General features: G+C 70.7%; 6 protein-coding genes. 3 read left to right on the top strand and 3 right to left on the bottom strand.

Going from position 1 to position 18,094, the window contains the following annotated elements:
- Window positions 1-8: 8 nt before the first annotated feature.
- The 3 genes from ACZ6TD_RS38095 to ACZ6TD_RS38085 all read right to left on the bottom strand — a co-directional run bounded on the left by ACZ6TD_RS38095 (window position 9) and on the right by ACZ6TD_RS38085 (window position 2,754).
- Entirely contained in the window at window positions 9-1,655 is a 1,647-nt protein-coding gene (locus tag ACZ6TD_RS38095; RefSeq protein WP_471345398.1) for a GMC family oxidoreductase, read from the bottom strand.
- The gene (locus ACZ6TD_RS38090) at window positions 1,652-1,813 is read right to left on the bottom strand and encodes a hypothetical protein (RefSeq protein ID WP_471345397.1); all 162 of its coding nucleotides are present in this window, start codon (window positions 1,811-1,813) and stop codon (window positions 1,652-1,654) included. Before ACZ6TD_RS38090 ends, ACZ6TD_RS38095 begins: the two co-directional genes overlap by 4 nt.
- A gap of 236 nt (window positions 1,814-2,049) precedes the next feature.
- On the bottom strand, window positions 2,050-2,754 hold the full coding sequence (locus ACZ6TD_RS38085) for an NTP transferase domain-containing protein (RefSeq protein ID WP_471345395.1): 705 nt from the start codon (window positions 2,752-2,754) through the stop codon (window positions 2,050-2,052).
- 283 nt (window positions 2,755-3,037) lie between these two features.
- On the opposite strand from ACZ6TD_RS38085, the gene ACZ6TD_RS38080 reads away from it, so the two are divergent.
- The 3 genes from ACZ6TD_RS38080 (at window position 3,038) to ACZ6TD_RS38070 (ending at window position 18,085) form a co-directional block, all read left to right on the top strand.
- A complete protein-coding gene (locus ACZ6TD_RS38080) occupies window positions 3,038-4,243 on the top strand; it encodes a glycosyltransferase (protein WP_471345393.1) in 1,206 nt (401 codons plus the stop codon).
- 634 nt (window positions 4,244-4,877) lie between these two features.
- Window positions 4,878-8,786, top strand: a complete 3,909-nt coding sequence (locus tag ACZ6TD_RS38075; RefSeq protein ID WP_471345391.1) for a non-ribosomal peptide synthetase — start codon at window positions 4,878-4,880, stop codon at window positions 8,784-8,786.
- A complete protein-coding gene (locus ACZ6TD_RS38070; RefSeq protein WP_471345390.1) occupies window positions 8,783-18,085 on the top strand; it encodes an amino acid adenylation domain-containing protein in 9,303 nt (3,100 codons plus the stop codon). Before ACZ6TD_RS38075 ends, ACZ6TD_RS38070 begins: the two co-directional genes overlap by 4 nt.
- Window positions 18,086-18,094: the final 9 nt, after the last annotated feature.

Genomic DNA, 18,094 nt, shown 5'->3' with positions numbered 1-18,094 from the left:
GATCGTGACTACGCCGGGGTGACGGCGCTCTCGCCCGCGACGGGGCCGGCGAGGCGTCCGCGGATGAGGTCCGACAGCCGTTCCGCGGCGGCGATGGTCGGCAGGTTCGTGTTGGCCCGCGGCACCTCCGGGAACACGGAGGCGTCGGCGACCCAGAGCCCGTCGAGGCCGAGGACGCGGCCGGACGGATCGACCACCGCCCGGGGGTCGTCGGGCGCGCCCATGCGGCAGGTTCCGCAGATGTGGCCGGTGTCGCCGATGGTCTCCATCAGCCAGCGGTCGACCGTCGCGTCGTCGGACAGCGCGTCGAGGCCCCGGCCGGTGATGTCGATGGCGATGTGCTCGAAGGCGGTGTCGAACGGTCCGCTGCGCAGCAACTCCACGCAGTGCCTGACGCCGTCGCGCATCCGGACGAGGTCCGAACGGTGGCTCAGCAGATCCTGGTCCATCACCGGATGCACGTCGGGGTCCGCGGAGGCCAGGCGCAGCACACCGCGCGAGAACTGCTGGTTCGCCCACAGACAGAGCAGGCCAGGACCGCCCGCCGTGTGGCCGCCGCCTGCGCCGCCCCAGGTTCCGCCGGTGCCTTCCGCGACGAGATGCGAGTCGCCGAGGTCCGGAAGGGCGAGCGTCTGGTTGATCGAGACGATCATCATGTCGTTCTCACCCGCTCCCTCCAGTCCGGAGGAGTAGCGCAGACAGCAGTTGGTCTGCCGGGCATCGACGTCGGGATGGATCCCGGGCCGGGCGTACAGCCAGAACAGCGCCAGGGGATGTTCCTGCATCCCCTCACCGACCGGGAGCGCCGCCACCGGGCCGTCCGGCCCGATGCCGGACCGCAGCAGGATCGCCGGAGAGTGCACCGCTCCGGCGCACAGGACAACCCGCTGGGCACGGACTTCCGTCCAGTCGTTCCCCCGGCGCACTCGCACCCCAACGGCCCTGCCGCCCTCGATGAGCACCGTGTCCACCGTCGCGCCGCCGAACACCCGCAGGTTGGGGCGCTGTCGGGCCGGCTCGAGGTAACCGTCGTTGGTCGTGACCCGCGCGCCGTCGCGGGAGCTGATGGCGTACGGCGAGACACCGGTCCCCGTCGGCCCGTTGTGGTCGTCGCACCAGGGATGGCCACGTCCCAGCGCGGCCTCGGCGAGCGCGTGGTCGGCAGGGCCCCAGTCCTCGCGGCCGAGCCGCTGCACCGGTACGGGTCCGTGATCGCCGTGGTGAGGGCGGTCGCCGAAGTCCGCGTCGCTCTCCATGCGTCGCAGGTACGGCAGCATGTCCGCGTACGACCAGCCGGGACAGCCGTACGCCGCCCACCGGTCGTAGTCGTCCGGCATGGCCCGGAAGGCGATCATGCCGTTGACCGACGACGAACCGCCGAGGCCCCGTCCGCGCACATGCGGCCGCGGCGCCTGGGCGCGGCTGCGCCGTGACGTAAGACCTGGCCACTGGAACTCCGCGCAGGCCGTCTCGTCCAACGCCCGCCAGCCGTTCATACTGCGCAACTGCGGTGGAGCGTCGGCGGACCGCCAGTCGCGCCCGGCCTCCAGCAGCACGACCTCGCTGGCCGGATCCTCGCTCAGACGCGCCGCCAGCACGCTCCCGGCGCTGCCGCCACCGACGACCACCCAGTCGGCTTCCACTGTCGGCGTCATGGTGCTCCCACCTCGCTCCGCACGCTGGGCATCGTCGCCTCTTCGAGCGAGGCGACGGTCTCACTGGTGATGACGTGGCCGAAGAGCGGCCGTCGTAGACGCCTCGCCGCGGACTCGGACAGGCGGTACAGCGAAGGATCCGTCAGCTGGGTGGACATGTGCGGCTCCCCTCGGCGCGATGCCGCGCGTGGTCGGTCGGGTCGGACAGCCGTGAGGGTCGTCGTCCCACGGCGACCCGGGCGCCGGGTCGCGCACGAAAGACGGAGGTTGAACCAACTTCAATTCTGCGGGGAGCGTACTGCCCCGAAGGGAAGAGCGGCAAGACTCATGACGGACACACGACATCGCGCGTGCGCAGTGCCGACCGCGGACGAACTCGTCGGCGCCCGGGAAGTCAGCCCGTGGGGGTGTTGTAGTTGACGATCCCCTCCACCATGAGGGCGACCGCACCGGCCAAGGGGTTGGCCGTTCCCACGCCTACGACGTCGGGCAGCTTGTGCGCCTCGCTCTCGGTGACCGCCACCATGCCCCAGAACGCGTTGAAGCCCGAGGGATCCACCGGCTTGTCGGTGGCCGCCCCCACGGTCAGGACGCCTCCCACCTCGGCCACGGCCAACGCGCCCATCTGCCGCAGCGTGTCGTGATCCCGCTCCTCGGCGGCCACTACGCTCCAGCCCGCCACCTCCACCTGCCGTAAGGCGTCAAGGAGCGTGCCCAGCGCATCCGACCCCGCGACAACGATGTCAGGAAGGACGAGGGCCACCGGCCCCCGTGTCATCGACAGGGCGGACCGGATCGCCCCGTCGAGGCCAGGCCCGAACGACTCGTCCTGGTAGACGAAGACCATCTGGAAGATGTCGGCATAGCGAGCGAGATAACTCACCGTGTCCAGCTTGTGTGGTGCGAACACGACGACCAGGCGCACGTTGAGTCCGCTCTTGGCGAGTTCGACGACGGCTTCCAGGCTGCGGTCCAGCACGGTGACCCCAGGAGCCAGACAGTGCAACTCCTTCGGGTAGGGCGCCCCGAAGCGTGTTCCGTGTCCGGCGCAGGGCAGGATGACCGAGACATCAGGTACGGGTGTGGACGAACTCTGCATCGCGTAGCACTCCGGTTGTGTGGACGATGGGGGATCTTGCACACCTCGCCGAGCACAGACTGCCCAGAGCCGGTCGGCGCCGAACCTCCGGCCCACGCGGGCCGGCGCGCACCGTAGCCACTGAGACGGCTGTTCCCAGTAACTCCCGAAGGCACAAATCCGCTGCGAAACAGCCGAGTTGACCGACGCGACCAAGCACGATGACGAGAGGCGACCATCGCCCACCCTGGTCGACACGCGACCTACACTGCTGCCGATCATTCCCGACGAAAGAGGACGCTGAATGCGGCTGCTGTTGTCTACATACGGGACACGTGGCGACGTCGAACCGCTGGTGGCACTCGCGGTGCGACTACGGGCTCTCGGCGCGGCGGTGAGGATGTGCGCCCCGCCGGACGAGGAGTTCGCCAAGCGGCTCGCAGGAATCGGAGTGCGGCTGGTGCCGGTCGGGCCACCTGTCAGGGAGGTGATGCGCGGGAAGACCCTGCCCTCGGCGACGGACCTGGCCCGCTACAGGAACGAGTTGGTCGAGACGCAGTTCGACACCTTCCCTGCGGCGTTCGACGGATGTGACGTGGTGGTGGCGGCAGGTCTGGGGCAAGTCGCGGCGCGATCCGTGGCCGAGGCCGCGGGTATCTCCTACGTGTACGTGAGCTATGCGGCGGTCCACCTGCCGTCGCCGCACCACGCGCCACCGCCGCGGCCCGGCTGGCCGGAGCCTGAGGCCGCCGACAACCGGACACTGTGGGAGTTGGACGCCCAGAACGTCAACGCGCAGTTCGGCGAGGCACTCAACAGGCACCGGGCAGCGCTCGGTCTGCCGCTGGTGAACAACGTGCGCGATCACATCCTCACCGACCGTCCATGGTTGGCGGCGGACCCGGTCCTGGGATCGTGGCAGGAGACCCCCGGCCTCGACGTCGTACAGACAGGCGCATGGACCCATCCGGACGAACGCCCCCTCCCGGCGGACTTGGCGAGGTTCCTGGACACGGGCACCCCGCCGGTCTATGTGGGCTTCGGCAGTCTGTCCCCGGCCGAAGGCATCGGCGGCATGGCCGTCGAGGCGATCCGCGCACAGGGGCACCGCGTGCTCGTGTCCCGCGGTTGGGCGAACCTGGATCTCGTCGACGACGGGGACGACTGCTTCGCCATCGGCGAGGTCAACCATCAGAATCTGTTCGGCAAGGTGGCCGCCGTGGTCCACCACGGCGGCGCGGGTACGACGCTGACGGCGGCCCGGGCGGGCGTGCCACAAGTGGTGATACCTCTCCAACTGTCGGACAACTCGTACTGGGCCGGCCGGGTGGCGGCATTGGGCCTCGGCGCGGCCCCCGATGCCCCGACCACCACCGTCGAATCCCTGGGCATCGCGCTCAAGACCGCTCTGTCACCCGAGACCCGGGCGCGTGCGAAGTCCCTGGGAAGCCGACTCCGCACCGACGGAGCGGAGGTGGCCGCGCGCCGGTTGGTTGACGGGGCGCGGTGAACGACGCCGGCCCGTAGCGCTCGAACTGATCCGGGCGAAAGGCCCCAGGGCAGGGTGAACCCGTCCGGGACAGGACGTTTCCGCAAACAGCGTTCCATCGCCGAATGGGTGTGGCGTTGGTCACGGTTGACCACCCAATCGGAGCACATTTAGCATCAACGGAAATGAGCCACCCCCCGGGCGGCTGAATAAACCGAAGCGTCCGCAACCGCTGCTCCGCATACACCTCGCGCAAACTTTATGCAGTTTTGGTAGACAGATAGCGATTTTCAGAAGCTTGCACGAGGCGCCGCCAAGTCCGTGAAAGTCCCGTTCGAAATCCGGAACGGCCCGCCCTCCATGCTGTTCACACAGCAGCGCGACGAGCCGTTGACCAGGCCGGACAGCCGATCGCCCCAGTCGGGGTCCCGCCAAGAACCCAGACCGCAGGCGTTGTTTTCAGATCGCACTTTGGGTGCAATGTACATATTCCGGACGTCAGTCTGACACTCCGGGAACGCCGGAACCGGTTTCCGCCGCGTTCTCTTCTCGTGAAGGGTAATCCGTGCCTTTACCCCGAATCGCAGTCAGTAATCATTCCGGCGAAGAGACAGAATCCGCGCCATTGTCACTGGCGCAGGAGCGTCTGTGGGTCATGGCGCGCATGGACGGAGACGCCAGCGCCGCCTACAACGAGCCGATGCCCTTCGACATCCGGGGACCGCTGGACCGGGACCTGCTCATCAAGGCGCTGCATTTGCTCACGACCCGGCACGAGGCCCTGCGCACGCGGCTGGTCCCCTCCGAGGGTTCGGCTCTTCAAGTCGTCGATCCGCCGGACACGGGGCTCCCGGTGACCTTCGAGGATCTGACGGGACTGCCGGACGCGGCCGAACGGTTCACGCGGATACGGTCGGAGGTGGAGGGCACCCCGTTCCGCCTGGGCGAGGAGCCCATGGCGCGCGGCTGCCTGATAGCGCTCCAACCGCATCATCACGTACTGGTCCTGGTCGCGCATCACATCATCTTCGACGGCTGGTCCCGCTCCCTGCTGCTGAGAGAGCTGGGCCTGGTGTACTCCGCGCTCCAGCAGGGGCAGGACGTCTCGCTGCCCGAACTGACCTGGCAGTACAGCGATTACACACGCTGGCAGTGGGAGTGGATGTCAGGAGACGAGCCCGCCGCGCACGCCGACTACTGGACCACCGCACTGGCCGACACCCCGGCCGTGATCTCCCTGCCCACCGATCGGCCCCGCCCGCCCGAACAGGACTTCCACGGCGACCGGTTGCCCGTGACCGTCGACGAGGACCTGACGCGGGCCCTGCGCGCGCTGGCCGCAGACAACGATGTCTCCCTCTACGCGACCGTCCTCACCGGCTGGTCCGTACTGCTGTCCCTGCTCTCCGGGCAGGACGACATCGTTGTCGGCGCCCCCACGTCGAACCGCCGACGCGGGGACGTCGAGGGCCTGATCGGCTTCTTCGTCAACACCCTCGCCCTGCGCGCGGACCTCTCCGGCTCGCCCAGTGTCAGGGATGCCCTGAAGCGCGTGAACCAGCGGATCCGTGACGCCCTCGAGCACGTCGACCTCCCTTTCGAGCGAGTCGTCGAACTGGTCAACCCACCGCGGAGCCCCGCCTGCACAGCCCTGTTCCAGACCATGTTCGCCTGGGTCCCCTCCATGCGGAGGGAACTCGAACTTCCCGGTCTGGAGGTCGAGTTGCGGGAAGACGCCGCCCACGTACCCGCGAAGTTCGACATGGTCCTGGCCCTGGCCGATGAGGGTCGGCACCTCACCGGGGAGATCGACTACGCGGTGGCGCTCTTCGACCGGGCGACCATCGAACGGTACATACGTCAATTCCTCCGCGTGCTGCGTCTGATGGCCGAGCAGCCCGATGCCGGGATCGCCGACCTGACGCTGCTCGACGCGGACGAGCAGCGGGCACTCCTCGCCACCTTCAGCACAGGGCCCGCCGTGACCGACCCGGCACCGGCGGGCGTGCTGGAGCGCTTCGCCGCGCAGGTCCGCGAACGACCCGGGCAGTGCGCGGTGGTGGCCGATGACGCGGAACTGGACTACGCGACACTCGACCGCCGGGCCAACCGCCTCGCCCATGCGCTGATCGCCCGCGGTGCCGGTCCCGATCGTGTGGTGGGTCTGCACGCCGGACGTACGGCCGAACTCGTCATCGGTGTGCTCGGGATCCTCAAGTCCGGAGCCGCCTACCTGCCCCTCGACCCCGGCCAGCCCCCGGAGCGGCTCACCGCCATGGTGAGCGACGCCGCACCGGTCCTCGTGCTGACCGACCAGAGGGACACCGCGGACGACGACGGACGGCTGTGGGAGCACCTGGCGAAGGTGGAGGCAGAGGGGACGCACGACGAGGCGCCGGCCATCGACACCAACCAGACTCGGCTCGCCTACGTCATCTACACCTCGGGATCGACCGGCCGCCCCAAGGGCGTGGCGGTGACGCACGGCAGCGTCGTCAATCTCTTCGACCACTGGCGCGAACTCATGGGAGATACCCCCGGCGAGGCGTCCTCGGCCTGGTCGAGCATCGGCTTCGACGCGTCGGTGCACGAACTCCTCGTCCCGTTGACCACCGGCGCCGTGCTCCACCTGGTTCCCGACGAACTCCGTGGTGACCCCCGGGCATTGCTGGACTGGATGCGCGAACGCAAGGTCACCCAGGCGTTTCTGCCCCCGTCCTACGTCCTGTGGATCGGCGAGGATCCGGCCACCCGCCTGGCCGGGTCGAGCCTGCGCCAGCTGCTCACCGGAGTGGAATCCCTGCCTGAGAGCACCCTGCACCGCATGCGTGAGCTGCTGCCCGGCCTGCGCGTCTGCTTCGGCTACGGTCCGACCGAGGCCACGCTCTACTCCACCGCCTACACCGACCCACAGCCGTACGAGCGGTCGTGCCCCATCGGGCGGCCGCTGCGTGGGACACGCCTGTACCTGCTCGACGACCGAATGCGCCCGGTACCCGTGGGAGTTCCCGGAGAGGTCTACCTCGGCGGAGCGAGTCTGGCCCGTGGATATCTGAACCGCCCCGACCTCACCGACGAACTCTTCGTGCCCGACCCGTTCGTCCCCGGTGAACGCCTCTACCGCACCGGCGACTGGGCGCGCTGGCTGCCGGACGGCAACGCCGAGTACGTCGGCCGGCGCGACGACCAGCTCAAGCTGCGCGGCTTCCGTATCGAACCCGGCGAGGTCGAGGCGGCGCTGCTGACAGTCCCCGGGGTGCGGGAGGCCGTCGTCCTGGCCGATCGCGACACACCCGGCGGCCCCCACCTGGTCGCCGGCGTGGGGTGTGACGCCGATGCCACGCGGATGCCGTACGAGTGGCGTGCGGCTCTCGAGGACCGCCTGCCGGACTACATGATCCCCGCCGTGGTGGTCGAGTTCCCGCGACTGCCGTTGAACCGCAGCGGCAAGGTGGACCGGACAGAGGTGCTGCGCGCCGCGGCGGGAACCCGCGCGGGGCGGGTCAACACGGCCGCGCCCCGCGACCATGTGGAGATGGCGCTGTACCGGGTCTGGCGCGGGGTGCTGCTGCACCCGGACATCGGAATCGGTGACAACTTCTTCGACGTGGGAGGCACGTCGATATCGGCGATCAAGATGGCGTCCGCCGTCCAGGAGGAACTCGGCGTCGCCCTGCCCGTCCGGGACGTCATGCTGCACCCCACCATCGAGGCGCTCGCCGAGCGGGTGCGCGGCAACCGCGGCGATGCCGCGCGGTCCGCGGAACTCAGCAGCCTGGTCGAATTCCGTGCGGGCGGCGACCGACAGCGCGTGGTGTGTGTGCACCCCGCCGGCGGCACCGCGTTCTGCTACCTGCCACTGTCCGCCGAACTGGCCGACGACATCGGCGTGGTGGGGCTTCAGGCGCCCGGCATCAATCCCGGCGAGTCCACCCTGCCCGGTGTCGAGGAGATGGCCGAGGAGTATCTGCGGCTCGTCGGTCCCCGCGCCGACGAGGCACTGGTGCTGTGCGGGCTCTCCTTCGGCGGTCTGATCGCGTACGAGATGGGCCGCCGCCTGATGGCGGCCGGACACGAGAAGGTGAGCGTGGTCCTCCTCGACACCCACGGTGCCCAGGACGACGGGCAGCGCGCCGCGATCGCGCCGGTCGGCATGGCGGAGTTCCGGGAGAAGCTGGTGCGCTTCAACGGCATGTACCCGGGTATCGACGACGACCAGGTGGCCCGGTACCGATACGTCTACAACCACCATCGCGAGACGGCGCGCGACTACGCCGTACCCGAGTCGCCCGCCCGTGTCGTGCTGATGCAGGCGACGGCGGTGGAGGACGAAGACGCGGACGTCGAGGATGCCGCCGCTCGTCTACGCGCGTTCTGGCGGCATCGCGTCAGCGGTGAGTTCGTGGTCGAGCCGGTTGCCTGCGGTCACTGGGACATGTTGGAGAGCGACGAACTGCCCCGCGTCGCCGCCGTCCTCACCGCCGAACTGCACCGGCTGACATCCGCCCCCGGCCAGGGAGAGACGGAGCGGACAACACCTTCAGGCACGTCGGAGGCACGATGAAACCACGCGTCGAAACGTCCCCCACCGACGTGGCCGAGGACCCCGGCGCCCCGGCCGGGACAGCCCTTGAGATTCACCGCCGAGCCCTTCGCACACCACACGCTGAGGCAGTCGTCGACGGCGAAGTCAGCCTTGACTACGCGACGTTGAACGTGGCAGCCGCCACCGTCGCCCAGGAGCTGGGGCGCCAGGGCGTCACCGCGGGGCAGGCCGTGGCGGTGGCGCTGCCGCGGTCCTGGCGCCTGGTCTGCGTGATGCTGGGCATTCTGCGGCTGGGGGCGCAGGTCGTGCCCCTCGACACGCAGAGCCCCGCCGACCGCCGTCGCTTCATCCTCCGGGACTCCGCTGCGGTCGCCCTGGTGCACGAGGCGATCGAAAGCGTCACCGAGCTCCCGCCGGACGTGCGGGCGCTCGCCGCGGACGCCCTTCTGCCCGGGCTTCCGGACGCCGCTGCCGCCGCAGAGGCGCCGTCCGCCCCCGGCGATGTGTCCTTCCTGTTCTACACCTCCGGAACGACGGGGCAGCCCAAGGGGGTCGAGGTCCGTGACGCCGGGGTCCGGCGGCTGGCACAACCCGGCTACATCCGCGTCGAGCCCGGTCTGCGCTATGCCTGCCTGGCCAATCCGGCGTTCGACGCGCTGAGTTTCGAAGTCTGGGTGCCCCTGCTGACCGGTGGCTGCTGCGTGGTCCTGAGCGACGCGGACGTGCGGACTCCCGAGCGGCTCGCCGCGGCGCTGCGGCATGAGCGCGTGGACACCGTCTTCATCACCACGGCACTGTTCAACGCGGTGGTCACGGCTGTACCGGACTGCTTCGCCGCGGCCGGCGAGGTTCTGGTGGGCGGTGAGCAGCTCAACCCCCGGGTGATGCGCCGCTGGTACCGGGACAACGCCGACAGCGGCACCCGTCTGTTCAACATATACGGGCCGACGGAGTCCACCACCTTCGCCCTGTGCCATCCGATCCCGCGGGACTTCGACGGGGACGTGGTGCCGATCGGCCGGCCCCTGCCGCAGACCGGTGCGGTCCTGGCCGTACCGGGCCAGGAGCGGGTCGCCGCGCCCGGTGAGGTCGGCGAACTCCTGCTGAGCGGAGCCGGACTCGCCGTCGGATACCGCGACCTTCCCGAGGAGACCGAGCGGCGTTTCGTGCGGCTACCGTGGCTCGACGGTGGCGAGGAGCGGTACTACCGCACCGGTGACCTCGTACGGGCCGACAACGAGGGTCTGGTGGAGTACGTCGGACGAACCGACCGCCAGGTCAAGGTCCGCGGCTTCAGGATCGAGCCCGGCGAGGTGGAACGGCGCGTTCTCACCCACCCGGCGGTCCAGCGTGCCTACGTGTGCACGCGCCGCGCGGGCCAGGAGGGGCCCAACGAACTGCTGGCGTTCGTCGCCCTCCGTCAGGACCTGTCCTACGAGGAGTTCGACCGCCACCTGGCGACCCACCTGCCCGCCTACATGCGCCCCCACCAGATCCATCGCGTGGCTGAGCTGCCGCTCAACGCCAACGGCAAGGTCGACCAGGCCGCCCTGCTGCGGCAGGCCGACCGGCCTTGGCGGCCCGCCGCCTCCGACTCCGACGGACCGGCCGGGACGGAGACGGAGCGCCGGGTCGTCGAACTGGCCGAGGAGATACTCGGCACCACCGGTCTCGGGCTCGGCGACCGGTGGATCGCCAGCGGCGGTGACTCGTTGAAGGCGCTTCGGTTCTGCTTCGCCGTACGACAGCGATGGGGCCGCGAGCTGACTCAGGCGGCAGTCCTTCACGGCGACCTGGCCGCCGTCGCCCGGTCCCTCACCACGGTCCGCCCCAACGAGGAGAGCGCCTTGCCGGCACCGGTGGTCTCCGGCGCCCGCTCGGCGCCCGCCACCAGCGAACAGCAGCGGCTGTGGCTGGTGCAGCGCCGCACCCCGGGCTCCCGGGCCTACTCCGTCAACCAGTCCTTCCGCGTGGACGGACCCGTCGACACCACTGCCCTCCGGCGAGCGCTGCGCGGCCTGGTGGTACGTCACAGCGCGCTGCGGACGAGCTTCGGCCTCGGGCCGGACGGCCTGGAGCAGACCGTCGGCGAGCCGTACGACCCCTGGCACGAGCCGGGCCCCCAGCCGGCCTGGGACGAGGAAGAAGCGCACGCATTCGCCGACACCTTCTTCGCCGAGCCCTTCGACCTCGCCGTCCCCCGCATGCTCCGAGCCTGCTGGCTGCCGCGTGACGGCGGCGGCACGCTCCTGCTGCACCTGCACCACATCGCCGTGGACGGCTGGTCGTTGAGCATCCTGCTGCACGACCTGTCGGCCGCCTACGCCGGAAGCGGCCGGCACGAGGCACCCGCTCCGACCCCCCTGGACTTCGCCGTCTGGCAGAGCGACCGGTTCGCGAGCACGGCCTACCACGTGCGGCGCGATGAACTCCTCGGGTTCTACCGGGGTTTGGAGGAGCCGCAGGAGCCGCTGCCCGCCCAGGACGCGGATCCGGCACCGCGGGCGCGCCTGCTGCACACGTCGCTCGACGTCGTTCGGCGGGCCCAAGTGGACGAGGTGGGCGTCGCGTTCGGACTGACCCGGTTCCAGGTCCTGCTGAGCGTGTTCTCCTGGTGCCTGTACGGCGTGACCGGCCTGGTCCGCCCGCGCATCGCCGCCCCGGTCGCGGGCCGCCCGGTGCGCGAGTTCGAGAACAGCGCGGGCATGATGGCGAACACCGTGCTGCTGCCCCTGACCGTCGCGCCCGGTGAGGACCTGCGCTCACACCTCGCCCGCACCAGGACCGGCACAGGGCAGGTACTGGGACGCCAGGACGTGGCGCTCACAGACGTCCTGACCGGCTGGGAGGCCGTCGGCGACAGCACACCGTTCGACTTCCTGTTCGTCCTGGAGAACACCGACTTCGGGGCGCTGCGGCTGCCCGGCTGCGCCCAGCGCCCCCTGTGGTGGGCGGCACCGGAGGCCAAGTGCCCGATGACGGTCTCCGTGGTCGAGCATGCGGACGGACTCGACGTGCTGTGGGAGTACGCCGAGGACCGGTTCACCGGCGAGGACGTCGAGGCGATGGCGGAGCTCTTCCGGCGGGGCGTGGACGCGCTCGCGGCCGGTGGCCGCTCCACCGCTCGTGAACTCGTCGTGCCGTACCGGCGGTCCCTTCCCGAGCACGGGCGCGGACCCGACCCGGAACCCGGCTTCACCACGATCGCCGAAGGTTTCGGCCGGCAGGTCGCCCGCACTCCGGACGCCCCCGCCGTCGTCACGGCCAACGGCGGCACCCTGAGCTACGCGGCCCTCGACGCCCGTGCCGCGGCCCTCGCCGCGGAACTGGCCGACCGCTACCCGATCCCGGCCGACAGCAGCCCCTGCCGGGCGGCCCTGTACCTGGATCCCTCCGCTGAACACGTGGTGGCGCTGCTGGCACTGGCGAGGCTGAACGTCACCGCCGTCCCCCTCGACCCCTCCTACCCGGCCGACGTGCTGCGCCGCGTCCTGGAACAGATCGACCCGCTGTGCGTCCTGGCCACGCAGGACAGCTCGCCAACGCTGGACACGCTGCTCCCGGACGGTGTGGTGCGCCACCTCGTCGCACCGGCGGACCCGGCGCCACGGAAGGGCGACGGCACGAGTGCGTCGTACGACGGGCACACGTACGACCGACGCACGGTCGACGCGCCGACACACGACGGCACCCGCCCCCTGTACACACTGTTCACCTCCGGCTCCACCGGCGTCCCCAAGGGCGTGCAGATCCACGACCGCGTACTGTGCGACCTGATCAGGTGGCAGTCCGGTCCCGGTGGCCTGACCGCCCCCGCGGCCACCCAGCAGTTCTCGATGCTGGCGTTCGACGTGTCCTTCCAGGAGATCTTCGGGACACTGTGCACAGGCGGCAGCCTCCAGCTCATACGTCCCGAGTGGCGTCAGGACGCGCCCGCGCTCCTGGACCGGCTGGACTCCGCGGGCACCGAGCGGATCTTCATGCCCTACGTGGCCCTGCAATTGCTCGCCGAGTACGCCGTCCGCCTGAACAGGTATCCCTCCCGGCTGCGCGAAGTGGTCACCGCGGGCGAGCAGCTGGTGTGCACCGACAGCATCCGGCGCTGGTTCGCCGGGCTTCCCGGCGCGCGCCTGTTCAACCACTACGGGCCGACCGAGACCCACGTGGTCAGCGCCCTGTGCCTGGAGGGAGATCCTGGGCGATGGCCCGAGCGGCCCGCCATCGGACGCCCGGTGGCCGGCGCCGATCTGCGTATGGTGGACGCCCAGGGCGACCCGGTCCCGACCGGGTGCACCGGCGAGCTGCTGATCGGCGGGACCATGACCACCCGCTGCTACCTCGACGAACCCTCACTCGACGACACCCGCTTCGTCGAAGTCCCCGGCGCGGGCCTGTTCTACCGCAGCGGTGACCGGGCGTTCTTCGACCGTGCGGGCCTGCTGCACTACGCGGGCCGCGACGACCAGCAGATCAAAATGAGCGGGCACCGGCTTGAACTCGGCTCCGTCGAGGCGGCCCTGCTGCGCCATCCGGCGGTGGTCAACGCCGTCGTCGCACGTGATGGCGACCGGCTGACGGCCGGCCTGGAAGTCCGTGGCGAAACACCATCCGCCGACGACCTGACCGCGCATCTGTCCGCCCTTCTGCCCTCCTACGTACGTGTGGACCGCTTCCGCAGGCTGGAGAGACTGCCCCGCACACCCAGCGGCAAGCTGGACCGGCAGGCGGTCGTCCGGGCACCGGGGGAGGAAATACGTCGCTCCCGAATCGCCCGCACGGACCTGTCGGCCGAGGAGGAACGCATCACCGCCGCCTTCGAGGAGGTCACCGGGTGGACGATCCCACCGGACCAGACCTTCTTCGAGGCGGGAGCCTCCAGTCTCGCTCTGATGCGCTTCCACCTGCGCTGCACCACGGCACTCGGTTTGCGCTTCAGCGTCGCGGACCTGTTCGAGCACGTCACCGTCCGCTCCCTGGCCCGCCACCTCACCGCCCCGCGGCCACTCACCCCGTCGGCCGCGAAGACTGACGGGGCCCCCGGGCCCGGCGAGCCGATCGCGGTCGTCGGCATGGCGGTACGGGTGCCCGGCGCCCCGGACCTGGCCGCCTTCTGGGAGCTGGTGGTCTCCGGCGGCACCGGCATCCGCCGCATCGACGCGCCGGAAGGAGTCGTCGGCGCGCACAGCACGCTCGACGGCATGCTCGACTTCGACCCGGGCCACTTCGGCATCAGCCCCCAAGAGGCACGTCTGATGGACCCCCAGCAGCGTCACCTGCTGATGGCCGGCGTGCAGGCCCTGGCGCACGCCGGAGTGGCGGACACCTCGGCCACCCGGGTGGGCCTGGTGGCCGGTGCGGGGGAGAACACCTACTTCCAGTCCCTGCTGCGCGAGGCAGACCCCGACCGACTGCCTGACGGCTTCCAGCTCGCCCTGCACCATGAGAAGGACTTCCTGGCCACCAAGGTGGCGTACCACCTCGGGCTGACCGGCCCCGCCTTCAGCGCCCAGACGGCCTGCTCCAGCTCTCTGGTCGCCGTGCACCTCGCCGCCGGTCTGCTCCGGCAGGGCGAAGCCGACGTGATGCTCGCCGGAGGAGTACTCGTCGACCCCGGGCTGACCGGCGGCTACCGCTACCGCCCGCAGCACATCTTCTCCGCGGCCGGCGACTGCCGGCCCTTCAGCGACGACGCCACCGGCACGGTCGGCGCGAGCGGCGTCGGCGTCGTGGTGCTCAAAACGCTCCGGCAGGCACGGCGCGACGGCGACACCGTCTACGCACTCATCACAGGCTCCGCGATCAACAACGACGGCGCGGCGAAGATGAGTTACACCGCGCCGTCCCTGGCCGGACAGCGGGAGGTGATCCGGACCGCCCTGTCCCGCGCCGGACGCACCGGCGCCGACCTCGGCTATGTAGAGGCCCACGGCACCGGCACCCGGCTGGGCGACCCGGTCGAAGTGCAGGCGCTGCGGCAGGCGTTCGACGTGAGTGAGTCCGGCCGCTGCGCTCTGAGCTCCGTCAAGAGCCAGCTCGGCCACATGGGCGCGGCCGCCGGTGTGGTGGGCCTCGTACGCGCGGTCCTCGCCGTGCACCACGGGACGCTTCCGCCCAACCTCAACTTCCGTGCCTTCAACCCGGAGATCGGCCCCGATCCCGCTCCCTTCTACGTCCCGGCCGAAGCCACGCCCTGGCCCGAGGGACGCGAACGGGTGGCCGCGGTCAGCAGCTTCGGGATCGGCGGCACCAACGCCCACGTCATCGTGGAGCAGGACACCGCGCCCGGACCGGTGGCGACCCGCGAGGTACCCAAGTGCCTCGTGCTGTCCGCCTCCAGCGCGGACGCCCTCGCCGCCGACGCCGCTCTGATCGCCGACTACCTCCACCTGCGCCCGGAGCGCCACGAGCTCGTGCTGCGTCATCTCCAGGCCGGGCGGGTCGCTCGCCGCCTGCGGACCGCGGCACCCGTGACGGACGCCGCCGCGGCCGAGCACTGGTTGCGCGCGGTGGCAACAGGAGCGGTGCCGCTCGGTACCGCGGACCCGGACGCCGCAACGGTCTCCGCGGCCGGCCGCACGGCCCACGACCTCGCTGAGGACTGGGCCGCCGGACACCCGGTCGACTGGGGGGCAGGCTCCGCCCCGGCGCCCTGGGACTTCCCGCCCCCGTCCTTCTCCCTCTCGGAATACGACTTCGGCCGACTGCCCGAGGACCCGCGCGAGGCCCCGGCCGCCACCCCCCGGCGGCTGCCCCAGGAGAACTGGCTGCACCAGCCGCACTGGGTCCGGCTGCGCCATGCCGCCGTCACGGACACCGCCGTGCCCGACGGCCGCGCGTCCGCCGTGGTCGTCGTGGCCTCCGAGAACACTCCGCGGACAGCGCTCGCGCCCTTCAAGGCGGTGGCGTCGCGAGTGATACGGGTGCACCCGGCCGACGCCTTCGCCCGCAGAGGACCGGACGCCTACGACGCGGACCCCGCCGATCCGGCGTCTCTGCGCCGGCTGCTCGATGCGCTGTCCGAGGACGGCGCTCCGGCCTCCATCCACATGGAGTGGGTGCACGCCCTGCCTCTCGACGTGACGGGGCCGGTCGGTCCCGGCAGCCTGGAACACGCCCGTCACACCTGCATGGACAGCACGGCGGCCCTGGCCCAGGCGCTGACCGGGCGAAACGGCTCCCCACGTGTGTGGTGGCTGTCGTACGGCGCCAGGCCCGTGGCGGGAGCGGTGGACAGACCTGAACTGGCGCTCCTCGCCGGGCTGGTCGAGGTCGCCCACCAGGAGTCCGCCCTGAACGGCCACTGGCTCGACCTCCCCGACGGCGACCTCGACCGCTGGGCCGGACACGTGGCCTCGGTCGTCGCCGAAACACCTGAGGCCGGTCACCCCGACGGACCGGCCCTACCGCGCCAGCTCGCGCTGCGGCAGGGTTACTGGTGGCGGCCGGGCACCATACCCGTACCGGAGCCGGAGGGTACGCAGTCCCTCGTACCGGCCGGAGCGGACACCGTCCACCTGGTGCTCGGCGGCACGGGCGGCCTAGGCCGCGCCATCGCCGCCTGGCTGCTCGAACACACCCGCGGTCGGGTCCTGTTGCTGTCGAGAAACCCGCGGCTGCCCGAGGAGTTGAACGGATGGGCCAACCGCATCGGCCTCGTTTCGGCGGATCTCGCGACCATGCCCGTTCACGAAGTGGCGGCGGCCGTCGGCGACCACACACCACGGCTGGACGGCGTCGTCCACGCGGCCGGTCTCGGACACGGCGGGCTGCTCGTACGACGTGACGCCACTGCGATGCGCGACGCCGCCGCGGTCCGCGAGAGTGGCGCACTCGTCGTCGAGCACCTGATCGGAGCCTTCCGCCCGGAGATCGCGGTCTACTGCTCCTCGATGTCCGCCTTGCTCGGCGGTGTCGGCCAGAGCGACTACGCGGCCGGCGCAAGCCTCCTCGACGGCTTCGCCCACCACCGGGCCACCGAGACGGAGACGACCGTCCGGATCGGCATCGACTGGGACATCTGGAGCGAGACCGGAATGGCGACCCGGGTCCTGAACACGGACAGCCGCCATCAGGCCCATCTGGCGGTCGGCCTGACCGTCCAGGAGGGCAAAGCGGTCTTCACCCATGCCCTCGCCCTGCGGCTGCCTCAACTCCTCGTGTCCACAACCGACATCGAGGTCTCCCGAGCCTTCTACGCTCCCGCCGAGATCGCGGATCGCCCCGGACCGGTGCACCCGGCGGACGGAAAGGAGGAAGCCCGCGACGCCGGCAGTGCCGGAGAGCGAGCGGACGCCATGGCCCGGGTGATCCAGGATCTGCTGGGCGTGGACGAACTGGACCCCGAGGACTCCCTCTACGACCTGGGCGCCGACTCGCTGACCCTGATCAGCCTGATCGCCCAGATCGAGGACGACTACGGCGTCGAGTTCGATCTGGCCTCCTTCAGCCACCGCGTCAGCCTCACGGAGATCCTGAAACACATCGAGGCGGCCCTCACCTCCGCCGAGCCCACCACCGAGGCGGCGGCAAGCACCTCCCCGGTCGTCCTCGACATCTGGCAGGAGGGCACCGGTCCGGCCGTCCTGTGCCTGGTACACCCGGTGGGCGGAGACATCCAGGCATACCGCTCCCTGGTGGCAGCGCTCGGACCCGCGCCGACGGTGTGCCTCATCGCCGACCCGGCACTCCGCGACACCGAGATGCCCGCATGGTCACTGGCCGAGCGGGCCCATCACTACGACGCGGAACTACGTGAGCGCTTCGGCGGACCGGACCACCGGCTTCACCTGGCCGGATGGTCCTACGGCGCCCGTGTGGCGATGGAGATGGCGGGCCTCGCCGAGTCGGCCGGCCGGCCACTGGAAGCGCTCTACCTTCTGGATCCGCCACCGCCCCAGGCACAAGCGCTGGTCGCCGCCTACGACGAGGCTCACCTGGAAAAGGTGTTCGCCGCCGAACTCGGCACCACAGACGCCTCGTTGCCGACCGAGCACGCACAGGCGTACGCCGAGCGGCTGGCCCGCTGCTGCCGCGCGAACCTGCGCAGCCTCGGGGAACATCGCGTACGGCCGCTCGTCTCCGTCCCTACGTATCTGTGGCTGGCCGAACACCCCACGGCGGGCATGCCCATCCCCGCGGACCCTTGGGAGCCGGACCGGCAGTGGAACACCTGCCTGCCCCCGTCCGCCGAACTCAGGTATCTGCCCACGGACCACTACGGCATCGTCGTGGCACCCCACGTGGACACGGTGGCCGAGACCATCAGGGCGTCGCTGGCCTCCCCGGGTGCCGGTGCCCGCAGGACCGCTGACCTGTAAAGCCCGCCT

This window comes from Streptomyces yongxingensis (assembly GCF_055597465.1).
The sequence above is the reverse complement of the archived record's forward strand: the minus strand, read 5'-3'. Positions and strand labels throughout refer to the sequence as shown.

What these genes read in the sequence shown, in the direction of transcription:
- ACZ6TD_RS38070 (WP_471345390.1), top strand. Translation starts at nt 8,783, where the DNA reads ATGAAACCACGCGTCGAAACGTCCCCCACCGACGTGGCCGAGGACCCC.
- ACZ6TD_RS38095 (WP_471345398.1), bottom strand. Translation starts at nt 1,655, where the DNA reads ATGACGCCGACAGTGGAAGCCGACTGGGTGGTCGTCGGTGGCGGCAGC.
- ACZ6TD_RS38085 (WP_471345395.1), bottom strand. Translation starts at nt 2,754, where the DNA reads ATGCAGAGTTCGTCCACACCCGTACCTGATGTCTCGGTCATCCTGCCC.
- ACZ6TD_RS38075 (WP_471345391.1), top strand. Translation starts at nt 4,878, where the DNA reads ATGGCGCGCATGGACGGAGACGCCAGCGCCGCCTACAACGAGCCGATG.
- ACZ6TD_RS38090 (WP_471345397.1), bottom strand. Translation starts at nt 1,813, where the DNA reads ATGTCCACCCAGCTGACGGATCCTTCGCTGTACCGCCTGTCCGAGTCC.
- ACZ6TD_RS38080 (WP_471345393.1), top strand. Translation starts at nt 3,038, where the DNA reads ATGCGGCTGCTGTTGTCTACATACGGGACACGTGGCGACGTCGAACCG.